The 12,466-nt window shown below is 68.2% G+C and carries 11 protein-coding genes; 3 read left to right on the forward strand and 8 right to left on the reverse strand.

Annotated features, from left to right (window positions below; all coding sequences use genetic code 11):
- Positions 1-99 precede the first annotated feature (99 nt).
- From ACZ0AA_RS12840 to ACZ0AA_RS12855, 4 genes are all read right to left on the reverse strand, one after another.
- On the reverse strand, positions 100-1,779 hold the full coding sequence (locus ACZ0AA_RS12840) for a glycoside hydrolase family 13 protein (protein ID WP_463513151.1): 1,680 nt from the start codon (positions 1,777-1,779) through the stop codon (positions 100-102).
- Positions 1,780-1,841: 62 nt separating this feature from the next.
- On the reverse strand, positions 1,842-2,720 hold the full coding sequence (locus tag ACZ0AA_RS12845; protein ID WP_400863740.1) for a carbohydrate ABC transporter permease: 879 nt from the start codon (positions 2,718-2,720) through the stop codon (positions 1,842-1,844).
- A complete protein-coding gene (locus ACZ0AA_RS12850; protein WP_463513152.1) occupies positions 2,720-3,703 on the reverse strand; it encodes a carbohydrate ABC transporter permease in 984 nt (327 codons plus the stop codon). The genes ACZ0AA_RS12845 and ACZ0AA_RS12850 overlap by 1 nt, the downstream gene beginning before the upstream one ends.
- Entirely contained in the window at positions 3,700-5,043 is a 1,344-nt protein-coding gene (locus tag ACZ0AA_RS12855; RefSeq protein WP_400863735.1) for an ABC transporter substrate-binding protein, read from the reverse strand. The genes ACZ0AA_RS12850 and ACZ0AA_RS12855 overlap by 4 nt, the downstream gene beginning before the upstream one ends.
- Before the next feature lie 101 nt (positions 5,044-5,144).
- Between ACZ0AA_RS12855 and ACZ0AA_RS12860 the strand changes: the two genes are divergently transcribed.
- Together ACZ0AA_RS12860 and ACZ0AA_RS12865 are read left to right on the forward strand one after the other, a co-directional pair.
- A complete protein-coding gene (locus tag ACZ0AA_RS12860; RefSeq protein WP_463513153.1) occupies positions 5,145-6,365 on the forward strand; it encodes an ROK family protein in 1,221 nt (406 codons plus the stop codon).
- Positions 6,366-6,370: 5 nt separating this feature from the next.
- Positions 6,371-6,910, forward strand: a complete 540-nt coding sequence (locus tag ACZ0AA_RS12865) for a 2'-5' RNA ligase family protein (protein WP_463513154.1) — start codon at positions 6,371-6,373, stop codon at positions 6,908-6,910.
- 94 nt (positions 6,911-7,004) lie between these two features.
- Here ACZ0AA_RS12865 and ACZ0AA_RS12870 read toward each other — a convergent pair whose 3' ends face one another.
- A complete protein-coding gene (locus ACZ0AA_RS12870; protein WP_463513155.1) occupies positions 7,005-7,568 on the reverse strand; it encodes a TetR/AcrR family transcriptional regulator in 564 nt (187 codons plus the stop codon).
- 78 nt (positions 7,569-7,646) lie between these two features.
- Between ACZ0AA_RS12870 and ACZ0AA_RS12875 the strand changes: the two genes are divergently transcribed.
- Positions 7,647-8,786: a zinc-binding alcohol dehydrogenase family protein gene (locus ACZ0AA_RS12875; protein WP_463513156.1), complete on the forward strand. Its 1,140-nt coding sequence runs from the start codon at positions 7,647-7,649 to the stop codon at positions 8,784-8,786.
- Positions 8,787-8,884: 98 nt separating this feature from the next.
- On the opposite strand, the gene ACZ0AA_RS12880 is transcribed toward ACZ0AA_RS12875, so the two are convergent.
- From ACZ0AA_RS12880 to pdhA, 3 genes are read right to left on the reverse strand one after another with little or no spacing between them, the layout of a single operon-like run.
- Positions 8,885-10,240 (reverse strand): dihydrolipoamide acetyltransferase family protein, encoded by a 1,356-nt coding sequence (locus ACZ0AA_RS12880; RefSeq protein WP_463513157.1) that lies wholly within the window; start codon positions 10,238-10,240, stop codon positions 8,885-8,887.
- 35 nt (positions 10,241-10,275) lie between these two features.
- Complete coding sequence (locus ACZ0AA_RS12885) at positions 10,276-11,241, reverse strand: alpha-ketoacid dehydrogenase subunit beta (protein WP_463513842.1); 966 nt, start codon at positions 11,239-11,241, stop codon at positions 10,276-10,278.
- 11 nt (positions 11,242-11,252) lie between these two features.
- Positions 11,253-12,380 (reverse strand): pyruvate dehydrogenase (acetyl-transferring) E1 component subunit alpha, encoded by a 1,128-nt coding sequence (gene pdhA, locus ACZ0AA_RS12890; protein WP_463513158.1) that lies wholly within the window; start codon positions 12,378-12,380, stop codon positions 11,253-11,255.
- Between the last annotated feature and the right edge of the window lie 86 nt (positions 12,381-12,466).

The raw sequence follows: 12,466 nt of genomic DNA on the forward strand, positions 1-12,466 counted from the left end.
GACCGAAGCACGGATGCAGGACGAGAAACCGTGTTCTCGTCCTGCATCCGCACTTTCTTCCTGCGAACGGCTCAGTGCACCCGACTCGGTGCGACCGACTCAGCCGATCAGGCCCGGCGCGATCCACACGGTCGAGTCGCCGGGAACGGCGCTGTCGACGACCGTGCCGAGCACGACGTCTGCGGCATCCACTCCGAGGTCGAACGGCTCTGAACCGAAGTTCGTCACGATCTGCCAGCCGTTCGGGCGGGCGAAGCGCAGCACATCCGGACGCCCGGTCTCGATCCACTCCAGGCTCTCCTCCGTCTGCAGTTCGTGGCGCAGGCGCAGCGCCTCGCGATAGAGCGCGAGCGTCGACGAGGGGTCGCCCTCCTCGACATCGACCGCGTACTCCGCGAACCACTCGGGCTGAGGCAGATGAGCATCGCCCGATCCGAATCCGAACGACGGACCGGATGCCGTCCACGGCAGCGGCACGCGGCATCCGTCCCGTCCCAGACCGTCGAAGACGGCACCGCGGAAGAACGCCGGGTCCTGACGCTGCTCGGGCGCGACCTCGGCGACCTCGTGCAGCCCCAGCTCCTCGCCCTGATAGAGGTAGGTGCTGCCGGGCAGGCCGAGCAGCAGCAGCGTGGCAGCGTGCGCCCGACGCAGTCCGGCCTCGCGGTCGAGCTGATCCTCCGGCCCACCCTCGGCGACCCACTCGACGCCCTGCTTGACTCCCGTGCGACCGGCCAGCGGAGCGAGCCCGTATCGCGTCGCGTGACGCGTCACGTCGTGGTTCGACAGCACCCACGTGGTCGACGAACCCGTCGCCTCCGACTGCGCGAGGTTGTCGGTGATGATCGTGCGGAACTGCGTCGCGTCGAAATCCGCGACGAGCAGGTCGAAGTTGAACGCCTGTCCGAGGCCCTCGGCCGACGCGTACTTCGCCCGACGCTCGGGCGTGCTGACCCACGCCTCGGCGACGGCCGTGCGGGGCGGGTCGTATTCATTGAAGACCCGGCGCCACTCGGCGTACACCTCGTGCACGTCGTCGCGGTCGTGCAGTGGGTGGTTTCCGTCGTGCGGCAGCAGTTCGAGCTCGGCGGTGCTCGGCAGCGGCTCGGCCAGATCCTTCGTGAGCATGTGCGCGACATCGATGCGGAAGCCGTCGACCCCGCGATCCGACCAGAAGCGCAGGGTCTTCAAGAAGTCCTCGCGCACCTCGGGGTGATCCCAGTTGAGGTCGGGCTGCTCTGGGGCGAAGCTGTGCAGGAACCACTGCCCGTCATCGACCCGCTCCCAGGCCGAGCCGCCGAACGCGGCGGTCCAGTCGGTCGGGGGCTCGGAGCCGTCTTCGCCCGAACCTTCGCGGAAGATGTACCGCTCGCGAGCCGCCGAACCGCGACCTGCGGCGAGCGCCTCCTGGAACCACTCGTGCAGATCCGACGAGTGGTTCGGCACGATGTCGACGACCACGCGGATGCCGCGCTCGTGCAGAGCGGCGACCATCTCGTCGAAGTCCTCGAGCGTGCCCAGGCGCGGGTCGACGTTGCGATAGTCGGCGACGTCATACCCTCCGTCGGCCAGCGCCGACGGATAGAACGGGCTGAGCCACACGGCATCGATGCCGAGGTCACGCAGGTAGTCGGCCCGCGAGACGATGCCCGGGATGTCGCCGAGTCCGTCTCCGTTCGCATCCGCGAAGCTGCGGGGGTAGATCTGATACACGGCGGCCTGCCGCCACCATGCTGCCGTCGTGTCGTCGCGGGTCTCGGTGAGAAGCGCATCGGTCATGAGGGGTATTGCTCCTTCGTGTTGCGGTCTGCGGTGTGTGACGTGTCAGCGCGTGTCGCGCATCAGCCCTTGACGGCGCCCTGCGTGACGCCTTCCATGACGAAGCGCTGCGTGAACAGGTATGCCAGGATCGCCGGGGCCATCGCCATCAGGTACGAGGCGAACGACACGTTGTAGTTGTTGCTGAACTGGGTCTGGAAGAGGTTCTGCCGCACAGGCAGCGTCTGCATGGCCGGGTCCGAGATGATCAGCGACGGCATCATGAAGTCGTTCCACGCGTACAGGAACGCGAAGATCCCGACCGTGGCGCTCATGGGTGCCAGCAGCGGGAAGATGAGCTGCCAGAACGTCTGCCACGTGGTGGCGCCGTCGATGCGGGCGCTCTCTTCGAGCTCGATCGGGATCGACCGAAGGAACGCGGTGAACAGCAGCACGCTGAAGCTCAGCTGGAACATCGTCGCGAGGATGATCACGCCGAACGGGTTGTCGAGTCCCACCCACCCGGTCAACTGGATCTGCGGCAGTGCGACCACCGGGAACGGGATGAACATCGCAGCCAGCAGGTAGAAGAACGAGTAGCGGAACAGGCGGTGGTCCCAGTTGCGGACGATCGCGTACGAGGCGAACGCGGCGAGCACGATGGTCGCGATGACCGTTCCGGCCGTGACCAGCAGGGAGATGCCGGCGCCGACCGGGAACTTCGTGAGGTTCCACGCCTCGACGAACCCGTCGATGCTGAACGGAGCCGGCAGCGAGAAGGCGTTGCCGTCGACAGCCTGACCGGTGGTCTTGAAGGCCATCGAGATCGTCACGTAGAGCGGCAGCAGCACGGTCACGGCGCAGAGGATCAGGATGATCGTGCCCGACCAGTTGACGCGCTCCATGCGGACGCGCGGCTTCTTGCCCGTGGTGGGGATGGTGGTGAGTGTCTGCGTCGACATCAGAGTGCGTTCCTTCCGCGGGTCAGCGAGAGCTGCAGCAGGGAGATGAGCACGGCGACGATGAAGAAGATCGTCGCGTTGGCCATCTGGTAGGCGTAGTCGCCGCCGTTGAAGCCCGCGATGATCGTCATCGCGACGCTGCGGGTGGAGGTGCCGGGTCCGCCGTTGGTGAGTCCGACGATGATGTCGTAGGCGTTCAGGAAGCCCTTGAAGCCGAGGATCACGTTGATCACCACGTACCCCGCGACGAGCGGAAGCGTGATGCGCAACAGCTGCTGCCTCTTGTTCGCGCCGTCGATGCTCGCCGCCTCATAGACCTCGCCCGGCACCGAGAGCAGACCTGCGATGTAGATCAGCAGCGTGCCGGGAACCGCCTGCCATGCGGTCACGATCACGATCGCGACCCAGGCGAGATCGGGGTTCGCGAGAAGGCTGGTGGACAGCCACGGGATGCCGGTGGCCGCGCCCGCCGCCGGGATGGAGTTGGAGAACAGGAAGTTGAAGACGTAGGCGATGATGATGCCCGAGATCACCATCGGGATCACGAAGATCGTGCGGAGCCCCGTCTTGAAGCGGATGCGGGACGTGAGCCCGACCGCGAGCATGAAGGCGACCACATTCACGACGATCACCGTGGCGATCGAGAAGCCGAACGTGAACAGGTAGCTCTGCAGGATGGCCGGGTCGCTGAACATCGCGATGTAGTTCGTCAGCCCGTTGAAGCTCCACTCGCCGATGCCGATGGAGTCGGTGAAGCTGAAGAAGATGCCCATGACGCCGGGCACCGTGATCGCGAGCGTGAAGATCACGAGGGTCGGCAGCAGGAACAGGTAGTAGATCGGCTCGACCTTGCGAGCGCGGCGCCCCAGCTTGCGGGTGCCTCCTGTGACGATCGCCGTCGTGTCGGTCGTCGGAGTGTTCGGCTTGGTGATGTTCGATGCGGCGGGAGTCGCCGCGGGATTGGGCAGAGCGGTGTTCGTCATGGCGTGGACTCCTCTGTCTCGCCGGATGCTGAATCCTCGCCGGAGGCGTTGTCCTGGGTCGACGGGATGGGAGCGCGGAATGCGATCCTGGCCCAGTCGGCATCCATGGTGCGCAACGTGGAGGTGGTGGACGCGCCGAGCACCATCGCCTGCGCGTAGTTGAAGACCGGAAGGGTGCGGGGCACGAGCACCGAGGGGCCCTGGTAGATCTGCCCGTTGTCGTAGTACTCGACCATGCCCTCGACCCGCGGGTCGTCGGGAGCCGGAGCATCGTCCGTCGGGGTGAAGCCGAGCTGCGAGGCGTTGTACTCCTCGATGTGCTCGGGCAGGAACAGGTACTCCAGGAAGTCGCGTGCGGCCTCCTGGTGCTGCGATCCCTCGGGGATCATCGCTGCGAGGTCCATGTTGACGCGCACACCGAGGTCGGCGGGGTCGTCGGTCATCGGCAGCGGGAAGGTGCCGAGTTCGAGGTCGGGCGCGGTCTTCTCGATCTCGCTGAAGGCCCACGGTCCCTGCAGGTACATCGCGGCCTCGCCCTTGCCGAAGGCGAGGTTGCCGTCGCCGTAGCCTCGGCTCGCGGCATCCGCGTTGGTGTAGTTCTTCACCAGGGTCATCATGCGGTCCATGGGCTCCGCGAAGTCGTTCTCGAACGAGACCTCCGAGTCGGGCCCGACTTCAGTGCCCTCTTCGGCGAGGGTGTCGAAGAAGTCGATCACGTCGACCGAACCGCCGGCGGTGTAGTCGTACCAGCCCTGAGCGACCGTCCAGTCGTCCTTGAAGGTGGCGTAGAACGGGTCGATGCCCGCTTCCTTGAGCTGGTCGCACACCGCGAGGAGCTCGTCCCAGGTCTGCGGGACCTCGAGCCCCTGCTGCTCGAAGATCTCCCTGTTGTAGATGACCGAGGCCCCCATCACCGAGTACGGCAATGCGCTCGTGCGGCCCTCGCACGAGCCGTACTGCTCCATGAGCGGCTGCAGGTCGTCGCGGATGGTCGACGCCGCCTCCGTCTCCGAGAGATCGGTGAGCGCGCAGCGCTGCACGAACCGGGCGATCTCGTAGTTGTAGTTGGCGAGCATGATGTCGGGCGGGTTGCCCCGCACGAAGCTGGCCGAGACGACGTCGACTCCCGAGGTGTCGATCTCGACGCGCACCTTGTCCTGCGAGGAGTTGTACTGCGCGACGAGCTCGGTCATGAACTCGATCGCCTCACGTTTGCTGAACGTGAAGCGGATGGTCTCGGTCCCGCCGGCTGTCGAGCAGCCGGTCAGCGCGGCGCCGACCAGGGCGAGCGCGGCAGCTCCGGCGACGAGCCGGGCCGGGCGTGGTGGTTTCACAGACACCGTTGTCCTTTCGTCCGGTAGATACGCAGACTAAATCTAGTGAGCGAATTTACTTCGATGAACGGTACTCTCTCATCTGGACGAGAGTGAGGTCAAGGCCCGTGACAGAAGTCTCTGCAGGTCTGGGCACCGGGCGAGCCAGCGTCGGCGCAATCCTCGACTTCGCGTGGGCGGCCGGGGAGTTCACCGCCACCGAGGCGATGGCGAGCACCTCGCTGACCCGCTCCACCGCGATCGACGGCATCGACACTCTCGTCGACGCCGGGGTTCTGCGTGAGCTCCCGAACGCCCGCGTCGCCGGCAGCTACCGCGCAGGGCGCCCCGCGCGGCGCTTCGTGCTGGCATCCGACCTCGGCGTCGTCGTCGGGGTGGATGCCGGAGACACCCACCTCGCTGTCACGATCTCGGACCCGCTCGAGCGCACCCTCGTGCACCACCGCACAGATCTCGACCCGACCCAGTCCGCAGCCGCCCGGCGCGCGACGATCCTCGGGCAGATGCAGCTCGCGGTCGACGAAGCAGGAGTCCCGCGAGACACGATCCTCGCGATCTGCGTCGGAGTGGCCGCTCCCGTCAACCGCGCAGGCATCTCACCCCCGCACCCCGAGGGCTTCTGGGAGCGCACGAATCCGGGACTCGCCGGGGCTCTGGCCGACTGGGCACCCGTCGTCGAGATCAAGAACGACGCTCAGCTCGCCGCGATCGCCGAGGGCTCGACGGGGGCTGCGGTCGGATGCCGTGACTATGTCGCCCTGCTCGCGAGCGAACGGTTCGGCGGTGGTGTCGTCGTCGACGGCCATGTGCTGCACGGTGCGCACGGCGGAGTCGGCGAGGGCGTGGTGTTCGACCACATCATCGGGGTCGGGTCGGCCTTCGGCCTGCGCTACGCGCTGCAGGACCAGGTGCGCGCGGGCGTCGAGAGCGGAGAGATCTCGTCGGAATCCGCGATCGGTCGGCTCGCGCGCGAGGACCGCGTCGACCCTCGCGTCGTGCTGACCGCCGCGTCCGCCGGCGATGCCGATGCGCTGCTCGCGACCGCGCGCGTGGGCGCGACCCTCGCTCGAGTCGTCGGCGTGCTGGGCAGCATGTACGACCCGGCGCGCGTGATCGTCTGCGGCGGGGTCGCCGAGAGCATCGCCCCCGTGCTCACGGCCGCACGCGAGGTGCTGCCGACCCAGCTGCATCTGCCGGCACCCGAGATCCTCGCCTCGACGCTCGGCGCCGAGGTCGTGTCGATCGGCGCCGTCGCGACGGCGCGCCGTGCCGCCCGCGAGGTGGCCGTGCCGCTGCTCGCGGAGCGGCGCCTCAGCGCGGTCAGCTGAGACCCGTGCGAGAACCGGAGCTCCACCGATCCCCCTCGGCGATCGAACTGCTCCTCGACCCGGCTGCTGAAGCCGCGATCCGGGCCGAGTGGGATGCTCTCGCCGCGCGCGGCCTGTCGAGCCTCGCGGGGCACACGTCGGCGAGCAACCGCCCTCACATCACACTGGTCGCGCGCGTCGACCTGCCACCGCCCGGCCAGGATGTCCTCGCCGGCATCCGTTCGTTCCCGATCACGCTCGGTGCTCCCCTGCTCTTCGGCTCCGGGGAGCGTCGCGTGCTGGCCCGCAGCATCGTGCCCAGTCCAGAGCTGATCGGCCTTCGCGAGACGATCCTCGCCGCTGTCGGGCCGGGCGCGGATGCCCCGCACACCGCACCGGGTGAGTGGATGCCGCACGTCGCGCTCGCCCGCCGGTTGCGGGTCGCGGACCTCGCGCAGGCGCTGGATCTCGTCGGCCTCGACATCCACGCTCGCGCGCACTGCGTGCGGCACTGGGACCCCGGCGCCGCGCAGATCACGACCCTCGCGGAGCTGCGTCAGGCGTAGTCGGGCGACCCTCACGGATCGGCGTCAGCCCCAATGAGGTGAGGGGAACGAGTCGCGTCGCACGCGCGCGGCGGCATCCTGCAGGGCCTTGCCATCAGCTTTCGAGACAGTCGCGCACGTCATTCCACGCGGCGGTCAGGGCATCATCCAGCAGGAGTTCGGCGGGCCCTTCCAGCCATCGGACCATCGCGAGGTCGAAGCACGTCACGGCGAGAGCCGCCAGCGTGTGCGACCGCCGGGGATCGATGCCGCGACCGCGCAGCGACTCTTCGATGGCACGACCGAGGTGATGACTCTGCAGAAGCTCGCGCTCGTGCAACGCGGGCTCGCTGCGGATGATGGCGCGCCGACGCGCGATGGTCCGACGCCAGCCCTGAAGCTCGCGGCACGCGGCCGAGAGGCCCGCCCGCACCGTAGCGGCCCCGCCGCTCTCCGGCGGGACGGACTCGATGAACTCGCGCACAGCCTGAGGGAACTCGCGGTCTCTGAGGAACAGGACGTCGCGCTTGTCGGAGAAGTGACGGAAGAACGTCCGCGTCGTCAGCCCTGCCTCCGCGGCGATCTGCGGAACCGCCGTTCCCGCGTATCCCTGGCGTTCGAACAGGAGCATCGCCGCAGCTTCGAGCCGCAGCGCGGCATCGGGGGACCATCTGGGCATGCATCCATGATGACACGACGTGCCGTAAGGTGAGCTGTAACGACACGAGATGTCATCAAATGTGAGGAACGGATCAGAATGCGAGACAACACGGCTGCGTGGATCGACGCCCCCTACGCCGACCTGACCGTCCGGGACGCGCCGATGCCGACACCCGGGCCGGGTCAGCTGCTGGTCGAGACGCGGGCGGTGGCCGTGAACCCCCTGGACGCGATCATCCAGTCGAACGGCACGGTCATGTACGGGTGGCTGCGGTACCCCGTGGTCCTCGGCGAGGACATCGCAGGCGTCGTCGTCGAGACCGGCGCCGACGTGACCGATTTCGCAGTGGGCGATCGCGTCGTGGCATACGCGATGGGCTTGGAGAAGGGCAGGGATGCCGTATCCGAGAGCGGCTTCCAGAGCTACGTCGCCGTCGACGCGAGCCTCGCTGCCGCTCTGCCCGAGACGATGGCCTTCGGAGACGCCGCGGTACTCCCCCTGGCTGTGTCCACCGCCGCAGCCGGCCTGTTCGAGACCGATCAGCTCGGGCTGGACTTCTCCACCCTCGGCGCTTCGGAGCCCCGCGACGAGGTCGTCGTGGTGTGGGGCGGCGCGACCGCCGTCGGAGGCAACGCCATCCAGCTCGCCCGAGCGGCGGGGTACCGCGTGATCACGACGGCGTCAGCCGGCAACCACGAGCGGATGATGCAGCTGGGGGCGGAGGCGGCGTTCGACTACCGCGACCCGGAGGCCGTCGACCGGATCATCGAAGCCGTGAAGGGCTCGGTCGTGGCGGGAATCCTGGCGGTCGCCGTGGGGTCGGCGGAGCCGTGCCTGAGGATCGCGCGCGCGACCGGCGCCACGAGGATCTCGATGGCGAGCCCGCCGGTGTCGTTCTACGATCAGCCCCGCCGACGCGGCCTCTCGCTGACTCGCATGCGACTCTTCCTGCGCCTCGGAACACGAACGGCGCTTCTGCAGCTGCGAAGCCGCATCCACGGCATCCGGGCCTCGTTCATCTGGGGAAGCGCCATCGCGGCCTCTCCCGTCGGACCGGCGATCTGGCAGAAGTATCTCCCCGTCGCTCTCGCCTCGGGGAGACATACGCCCTACCCGGACGCACGGATCGCGGGGAACGGCCTTCCCGCGGTGCAAGGAGCGATCGACACACTGCGTCGCGGCGTATCCGCTCAGAAGCTCGTCATCACCCTCGACCCGACACAGACGGAGTCGTAGCGGTACTGGTGAGCGCTCCCCCATGGGTCGGCCGCAGGGATCCCCGCGCACGCGGGGCTCCCTGCGGGAAAGTCCACCGTCAGCAGTGACTCACAGCATCACTCCACGAGCAGTGCGGGCTCCTCGAGCACGGATGCCACGTCGGCGATGAAGCGGCTCATGCCATCGCCGTCGATCACGCGGTGGTCGAACGATCCTGCGACCGTGGTGACCCAACGGGGGCGCACCTCGCCGTCGACGACCCACGGCTTCTGGCTGATCGTGCCCATGGCCACGATGCCCGCCTCGCCGGGGTTGATGATCGGCGTGCCGGCATCCATCCCGAAGACACCGATGTTGGTGATCGTGATCGTGCCGCCCTGCTGGTCGGCGGGACTCGTCTTGCCCTCGCGCGCCGTGAGCGTCAGTCGGTTGAGGGCGCGGGCGAGGTCCTTCATGCTGAGGTCCTGGGCGTCCTTGATGTTGGGCACGAGCAGGCCGCGGGGAGTCGCCGCGGCGATGCCGAGGTTCACGTAGTGGCGCACGGCGATCTCGGCGCCGCCCTCGGTCTCGATCCACGCGGCGTTCACCATCGGGGTACGACGAGCGGCCCAGATCACGGCACGAGCCATGATCAGGAGCGGCGAGACGCGGATGTCTGCGTAGTCGGGCGATGCCTTGAGCCGCTTGACGAGCTCCATCGTGCGGCTCGCGTCGATCTCCTTCCACACGGTGACGTGCGGGGCGGAGTAGGCGCTCTGCACCATCGCCGACGAGGTCGCCTTGCGCACGCCCTTGACGGGGATCGACTCGGTGCGGTCGTCGGACGCCGCAGAGGATGCCGCGGCAGCCGACAGCCCGCGAGCGAGGCCGCCCGGGGCGCTCTGCGGCGCGGGCACGGTCTCCTCGCGCACGGCACCCCACTCGGGAGTCTCGATGTTGCGGAACACGCTGGCCTGCGAGGCATGGGTCATGACGTCGTCGCGGGTCACCTCGCCGTCTGCGCCGGTCGGTGTGACCGTCGTGAGATCGACCCCCAGGTCGCGGGCGAGCTTGCGGATCGGCGGCTTCGCGATGACACCGACCGACGAGCGCACCGGGCGCTCGGCCGGACGCTTGCGCCGCGAGGTGGCACCGCCGCCCGTGCCGTAGCCGACGAGCACCGAGCCGCCGCCCTCTTCGGGAGCGGGCGCTTCTGCGGTGGCGATCTTGCCGGGTCCGGCGTCGTCCCGAGCATCCGTCACGAACGTGATGATCGGCGAACCGACCTCGACGGTCGCGCCCTCGGCGGCGAGCAGCTCGCCGACGACTCCCGCGTGCGGCGAGGGCAGCTCGACGAGCGACTTGGCCGTCTCGATCTCGCAGATGACGTCGTTGATGGCGACGGTGTCACCCGGCGCGACCTTCCACGCCACGATCTCGGCCTCGGTCAGGCCCTCCCCCACGTCGGGGAGGTTGAAGTTCTGCGTGCTCATGTTCGGTCCTTCCGGAACGGTGAGATCAGGTGAGATCAGTAGGCCAGCGAGCGATCGACGGCCTCGAGGATGCGGTCGGCATCAGGGAGGTAGGTGCCCTCGAGCTTCGCAGGCGGGAACGGGGTGTCGTACCCCGAGACCCGCAGCACCGGGGCCTCGAGTGCATAGAAGGCGCGCTCCATGACGGTGGCGGCGATCTCGCTGCCGATGCTGACGAAGCCCTGCGCCTCCTGCGCATAGACCATGCGTCCGGTCTTGCGCACCGAACTCAGGATCGGCTCGTAGTCGACCGGCGACAGCGAACGCACGTCGACGACCTCGCAGCTGGTGCCCTCGGCCTCGGCCAGCGCCGCGGCCTGCAGCAGCGTCGTGACCATGGCGCCGTGTCCGACGAGGGTGACGTCTGAGCCCGTGCGCACGACGCGGGACGAGTGCAGCGGGGCAGCCGACGCGTCGAGCTCGACCTCGCCCTTCTGCCAGTAGCGGCTCTTGGGCTCCATGAAGATCACCGGGTCGTTCGACGCGATCGCCTCCTGGATCATCCAGTACGCATCGTTCGGGGTCGAGGGCGAGACCACCCGCAGCCCCGGAGTGTGCGCGAAGTACGCCTCCGGGCTCTCCTGGTGGTGCTCGACGGCGCCGATGTGTCCGCCATAGGGGATGCGGATGACGATCGGCAGGCTCAGCTTGCCCTCGTGTCGGTTGGTGAGCTTGGCCAGTTGGGTCGTGATCTGGTCGAACGCGGGGAACACGAAGCCGTCGAACTGGATCTCGATCACCGGGCGGAACCCGGTCATCGCGAGCCCGATCGCCGTGCCGACGATCCCCGACTCCGCGAGGGGAGTGTCGAGCACTCGTCGGTCGCCGAAATCGCGCTGCAGGTGCTCGGTCACGCGGAACACGCCACCGAGCTTTCCGATGTCCTCGCCCATGAGCAGGACCTTGGAGTCGTCTTCCATGGCCCGGCGCAGGCCGGAGTTGAGCGCCTTGCTGAGGGGCATCGTCTCGAGGGTCACTTGCTGTCTCCTTCGAATGACGCTTCGTATCGCCCGTGCCAGGCCTTCTGCTCCGCGATGAGCGGATGCGGGTCGCTGTACACGTGGTCGAACATCAGGTCTGCGGTGGGCGATCCGAGCTCGACGCTGCGTGAGCGCAGATCCTCGGCGGCGTCGGCCGCCTCGGCATCCACATCGGCGAAGAACTGTCCTGCTGCTCCCCTGTTCTCGAGGAACGCCCGCATGCGATCGATCGGGTCGCGCTGTGCCCACGACTGCTCTTCGTCCGAGCCGCGATACTTCGTGGGGTCGTCGCTGGTGGTGTGCGCTCCGAGGCGGTAGGTCACCGCTTCGATCGCGCGAGGGCCCTTGCCGCTGCGGGCCTCGTCGAGGGCCACTCGCGAGACGGCGTAGCTGGCGAGGACGTCGTTGCCGTCGACGCGGACGCTGGGGATGCCGTAGCCGGCGCTGCGCTCGACGAGCGGCACCCGCGACTGCGTCGCGACGGGCACGGAGATCGCCCAGTGGTTGTTCTGCAGGAAGAACACGGTGGGAGCCTGGTAGCTCGCGGCGAACACCATCGCCTCGTGCACGTCGCCCTGGCTCGATGCGCCGTCGCCGTAGTAGACGATGACGGCTTCGTCCTTGTCGACGTCGCCGGTGCCGGACCGGCCGTCGAAGTTCAGCCCCATCGCGTATCCGGCCGCGTGCAGGACCTGCGAGCCGAGCACGAGAGTGTAGAGACGGGTGTTGCCGTTCTTCGGGTCCGTCGGGTCCCAGCCGCCGTGCGAGACGCCGCGCATCAGCTTGATGATGTCGACCGGGTCGACTCCGCGGATGCGGGTGACGGCGTGCTCGCGATACGAGGGGAAGAGCGTGTCCTGCGCGCGGGCTGCGCGGGCCGATCCGACCTGGGCGGCCTCCTGGCCGCGGCTCGGCGGCCACAGCGCGAGCTGGCCCTGACGCTGCAGGTTGGTCGCCTGGGTGTCGATGGCGCGGATGACCACCATGTCGCGGTAGAACTGCTCGAGCTCGGCGTCGCTGATCGCCTCGATCAACGACAGATACTGCTCTGCAGCCGGACTCGGCGTGAAGCGGCCGTCCTGATCCAGGACGCGGACGAGTTCAGTCTCTGACGGGGTCACGAATGCCACGCTACCGCCGTGCGCATGCTCGGGCACGCATACCTAGGACGTCCTCGTAACTGCCGGGAAACCGGAGAACAGCCCGC

Source organism: Microbacterium sp. AC035, from assembly GCF_979258485.1.

Excerpts from the sequence above, each read along its gene's own strand:
- ACZ0AA_RS12885 (WP_463513842.1), bottom strand. The coding sequence starts at position 11,241 with ATGCCCCTCAGCAAGGCGCTCAACTCCGGCCTGCGCCGGGCCATGGAA.
- ACZ0AA_RS12870 (WP_463513155.1), bottom strand. The coding sequence starts at position 7,568 with ATGCCCAGATGGTCCCCCGATGCCGCGCTGCGGCTCGAAGCTGCGGCG.
- ACZ0AA_RS12880 (WP_463513157.1), bottom strand. The coding sequence starts at position 10,240 with ATGAGCACGCAGAACTTCAACCTCCCCGACGTGGGGGAGGGCCTGACC.
- ACZ0AA_RS12850 (WP_463513152.1), bottom strand. The coding sequence starts at position 3,703 with ATGACGAACACCGCTCTGCCCAATCCCGCGGCGACTCCCGCCGCATCG.
- ACZ0AA_RS12875 (WP_463513156.1), top strand. The coding sequence starts at position 7,647 with ATGCGAGACAACACGGCTGCGTGGATCGACGCCCCCTACGCCGACCTG.
- ACZ0AA_RS12840 (WP_463513151.1), bottom strand. The coding sequence starts at position 1,779 with ATGACCGATGCGCTTCTCACCGAGACCCGCGACGACACGACGGCAGCA.
- ACZ0AA_RS12845 (WP_400863740.1), bottom strand. The coding sequence starts at position 2,720 with ATGTCGACGCAGACACTCACCACCATCCCCACCACGGGCAAGAAGCCG.